Origin of the sequence: Glycocaulis sp. (assembly GCF_052168375.1) — a bacterium.
Lineage (GTDB): Bacteria > Pseudomonadota > Alphaproteobacteria > Caulobacterales > Maricaulaceae > Glycocaulis.
The window spans coordinates 1-3,976 of record NZ_JBQLZR010000102.1; the positions used below are offsets into that span (position 1 = coordinate 1).

At 65.4% G+C, this 3,976-nt stretch carries 7 protein-coding genes; 1 reads left to right on the forward strand and 6 read right to left on the reverse strand.

The genetic code is table 11. From position 1 onward, the window contains the following. The 4 genes from ACTS2Z_RS04115 to ACTS2Z_RS04130 form a co-directional block, all read right to left on the reverse strand. On the reverse strand, positions 1-251 hold a 251-nt coding region (locus tag ACTS2Z_RS04115), incomplete at its 3' end, for a polyprenyl synthetase family protein (protein WP_442571961.1). A gap of 45 nt (positions 252-296) precedes the next feature. Beyond that, positions 297-665, reverse strand: a complete 369-nt coding sequence (locus ACTS2Z_RS04120) for a tRNA-binding protein (protein ID WP_442571962.1) — start codon at positions 663-665, stop codon at positions 297-299. Next, the gene (locus ACTS2Z_RS04125) at positions 665-916 is read right to left on the reverse strand and encodes an exodeoxyribonuclease VII small subunit (RefSeq protein ID WP_442571963.1); all 252 of its coding nucleotides are present in this window, start codon (positions 914-916) and stop codon (positions 665-667) included. Before ACTS2Z_RS04125 ends, ACTS2Z_RS04120 begins: the two co-directional genes overlap by 1 nt. Positions 917-956: 40 nt before the next feature. Beyond that, entirely contained in the window at positions 957-1,859 is a 903-nt protein-coding gene (locus ACTS2Z_RS04130) for a helix-turn-helix domain-containing protein (protein WP_442571964.1), read from the reverse strand. A 19-nt stretch (positions 1,860-1,878) separates the two neighbouring features. On the opposite strand from ACTS2Z_RS04130, the gene ACTS2Z_RS04135 reads away from it, so the two are divergent. Continuing rightward, on the forward strand, positions 1,879-2,652 hold the full coding sequence (locus tag ACTS2Z_RS04135; protein ID WP_442571965.1) for a CPBP family glutamic-type intramembrane protease: 774 nt from the start codon (positions 1,879-1,881) through the stop codon (positions 2,650-2,652). Here the strand turns inward: ACTS2Z_RS04135 and ACTS2Z_RS04140 are convergent. Next, positions 2,649-3,242 (reverse strand): histidine phosphatase family protein, encoded by a 594-nt coding sequence (locus ACTS2Z_RS04140; RefSeq protein ID WP_442571966.1) that lies wholly within the window; start codon positions 3,240-3,242, stop codon positions 2,649-2,651. The genes ACTS2Z_RS04135 and ACTS2Z_RS04140 overlap by 4 nt on opposite strands. Positions 3,243-3,292: 50 nt before the next feature. Further along, a partial coding sequence (locus tag ACTS2Z_RS04145; RefSeq protein WP_442571967.1) for a histone deacetylase family protein occupies positions 3,293-3,976 on the reverse strand: 684 nt, incomplete at its 5' end.

Genomic DNA, 3,976 nt, shown 5'->3' on the forward strand with positions numbered 1-3,976 from the left:
TGGATGAGCGAATAGGCGTGAATGCACTCTATGGCGCATCCTGCCCGCAACAGCCCGCGCTCATCTGCGCCCAGCATGCGCCCCGCCGCCAGCGTCAGGAAGGGACGGATACGCTTGCCCGGCCCCAGTGCGGCATAGCGCATGGCCGAGGCAAGGCGCGCTTCCGGCCCGTCGGCACGCGCCAGCAGCGCGTCGAGCGCGACGGTCACGCGGTCGGCGGATTCCTCAAGCTGCGCCTGAAAACTGGCCATGGCAGGCGGATACTCTCTTCTGGCAAGGGGCTTTACCGCGCCGGTCTAGCTGACCCCGGCGCCGTTGGCCACATCCGCGTGCGCCGGCACTTCAAGAAGCACCACCTGTCCATCACGGTCGGTCACGCCCAGCACCAGAACTTCAGAGCGCACAGGGCCAATCTGGCGGGGCGGGAAATTCACGACCGCCAGCACGCGCCGCCCTGGCAGGTCCTCCACCGTGTAATGTGCAGTGATCTGTGCCGAGGAGCGTTTCTCGCCAAGCGTGCCGCCAAAATCGATCCAGAGCTTGATCGCGGGCTTGCGCGCCTCGGGAAAGGGTTCGGCGCGCGTGATCGTGCCAAGACGGATATCGGCAGCAAAGAAATCGTCGGGCGAGATGGTATCGGCAGTCGGATCGTCAGGGCTTCGCATCAGCCATCAAGGCCTGCAGGCTCCGTCCCTGGCGTCCCGTCCGCGCCGAGCACGATCTTGTCGACTTTCAGCTGCGCCTCTCTCAGCCGGGCCTCGCAATGCTCGCGAAGCGCCGCACCGCGCTCATACATGGCGATGGATTTTTCCAGCTCCACGTCACCGCGTTCGAGCTGCTGGACGATGCCCTCCAGCTCTTTCAGGGCGGCTTCAAAGCTCAGCTTGGCGATATCGGCAGGGGTCGAGTCGGTCATGGAGTCAGAGTGGCAAGGCAGCGGCCCTGCGTCCAGTGGCTCAGCTCTGCGAAGGCAGGTCCAGCCCGTCAACGCCCACCGAGCGCAAGGTGGCGTCACCGCCCCGCTTCAGGCGTGCATACTCAACAGGGGTCAGACCGGTCAGCGCCCGGAACTCGCGGATCGCATGGGGCTGGTCGGCGAAGGGGATCGGAATATCCGGCGTCATGTCGTCCTCCCAAGGCGCAGGGTGAAGCTGCCGGATCATGCGGTCCACCCGCAAGGCGCGCTGATAGCGTTTCGGTGTAACGCCTGTAGCAGCCTCGAACACCCGGCGGAACTGGCGCTCGGAGAGGCCGGAGAGCCTGGCCGCCTGCGCGATTGCGCCGCTGCTCTCGCCCGCGAGAACTTGCGTCACAGCCTGCCAGTCGAAGGATAACGGCTCCGCTCCGGCAAATGCCGTACTCAGGGTGGAGGCAATCCGCGCCCGCCAGCTATTGAATGCCTCTCCAGCCAGCGGATCGAGTCCTGCAGCAAGGCCCGGCTTCAAAACGGTCAGATCGCCGACTTGATTGAGCCAGTCCCGCACCGGACTTTCTGCAATCGCGCGAAACCCTGCTGGCGTCAGTCCGATGGCAAAGCAGGTGACGTGACCCTGCACATAGCCATAACCCCAGTCATGGCGCGGCCCCCAAAGCGCGATGCGGGGCAATCTGTGCCAGTTCTCACCCTGTCCGCGCTCGCGCACATGATAAGGGTCGGCCAGCATGATCTGGATCGAGGTGCGCACATCGGGAAGCAGACGAACCGCCCGGCCATCCACGCGCTCGTCGCGGTGAACAAGGCCGGACACGAATGCGGCAAGGCCTGGAGGCGGCTCGAAAACGGCCAGGCGGGGCGTTACCTGCCTCATGGCCGAAATCTTCAAGCCTTCGCTCGCGCTTTCGCTAGTGTGCGATGTCATTGTTGCGGAGCGCCCTGACATGTCTGGCTTGACCGACCTTATCCATACACACCGCCGCGCCCTGGCGCTATTTGCCGCCGTCCTTGCAGGACTGACATTCAGCGCCTTCAGCGGGTCGCTGCTACGCCCCTATCTCACCGCCGAGTGGATAACCGGCGTTCCCTATGGCCGCTCGGCGCTTGTTTCTCTCGCTGACATCGCAGTGATGTTCGCCCTTGTCTGGCTCGCCGCGTGGAGCGGACCCGCGCGCATTGCCGCTGTTACGGGCTTTGGCGCCTCTCCCGTCAGGCCACTTCTTTGGGCTGGGGCCTCTCTTGCCCCGGCCATCCTGATCTGCGCATTCCTCGTGCCGCTATCGGCAGAGGCTGGTCCAGCCGATTATGGCTGGCTGGTCATTGGCGGGCCGATCGCTGAGGAAATCGTCTATCGCGGCCTCGCTGTCGGTGTGCTGGTGCGCCTCGCCCGCTGGCACTGGCTGCCGGCGGTCATCCTGCCCGGACTGGTTTTCGGGGCGGTCCATGCAGGATCGGGCGCAGCGCCTGTCGAGATTGCCGGCATCATCGCCATAACCGGGCTTGGCGGCCTGCTCTTCGGCTGGCTTTTCGTGCGCTGGAATTTCAATCTCTGGCCGCCCATCCTCCTTCATGTCGGACTGAACGGTCTGTGGACCGCCTTTGCGCTAGGCGAGAACGCTATCGGAGTTGTGTTCGCCAATGCGGTGCGCTTCGGCACGGTCCTGCTGGCCGTCGCGCTGACCTTCGTGCTGGCACCGAGACCGGCCGCCAGACGCTAGCTGCGAACCTTCGGCTCGTAGCGGCGCCAGGACCAGTAATCATCGCCGCCATCGCGCACACAGACATAGCCATGGCGTTTGAGAACCGGGCGCAGCATGCGGTTGAACCAGCCATGTGCGAACAGGGCGACATCGCCGTGCTGGGCAGCTTCGATCAGGATGGCGGCCGCCTCTTCCGCGCGCGTCTCCGCCTGACGGCGGGTTTCCTTGCCGCGTGACAGGCCCAGCCACCAGCTGCAGCGGGCATAGACGCCCCAGGTGCGCGCCTTGAATCGGCCCGGAATGGGCGGCGGCGGCAGTGGCGCTTCCACAAAGACCGAGCTCTGGGTCATCTCACGAGCGCCGACGCAGGCCTGCGCTGTCTCAATGGCGCGGCGAAGCGTGGAAGTGAAGACAGAAGGCGCCTGGCTGGCTGCGCTGCAAAGCGCCTGCGGCGCGCTCTGGCCCGGCTTCAGGCCCGCCAGATCGTAATCGTCCCACCAGTGCTCATAGCCGCGCCAGTCCAGCACCATGCGGCGATCCGCATCGGGTTCACCGTGGCGGGCAATGATGATTGAGCCAGGAAGGCGCGGGGCGGCGGGTTGGGTCATGATGTTCTTGGGGATCGCGGCGGACGGAGCCTGTCAGGCGCCGGTCCCCGTCAGGCCGCCTGCAGCGCGCCGATAAAGGCCGCAACCGACCGTTCAAGCGCGGGGCAGTCGTATCCGCCCTCAAGCACACACACAAGCCGGGAGTTGGCGCATTCCTGCGCAAGCCGGGCCAGAGCCGTGCCTGCGCGGGCGAAATCATCCTCATCAAGCGCCAGACCCGCCAGCGGATCATCCTTGTGCGCATCAAAGCCAGCAGAAACCAGAAGCAGATCAGGCGCAAAGCCGCGCACCGCGTCCATCAGTTCGTCAAGCGCCAGATGCCATGTCTCACCGGTTGCGCCGGCCGGCATCGGACGGTTCGCGATATTGCCATGACGGCCCGTCTCGTGGGCTGCGCCGGTGCCGGGATATATCCAGCCCTGATGGATGGAGGCGAAGAACAGGCGCGGCTCACGCTCGGCACTGGCCTGCGTGCCGTTGCCGTGATGCACATCGATATCAATGACGGCGACGCGGCCAAGCCCCCTCGCCTCCAGCGCGTGCAGAGCGCCAACCGCAATCTGGTTGAAGAGACAGAAACCCATCGCCCTGTCAGGTTCCGCGTGGTGGCCGGGCGGGCGGCAGCCGACAAACACCGCTTCAGCCTCACCGTCCATCACGGCATCAACGCCTTCAATGACGGCGCCGCAGGCATGCAACGCGGCGTCCAGCGAACCGGGGCTCATCCACGTATC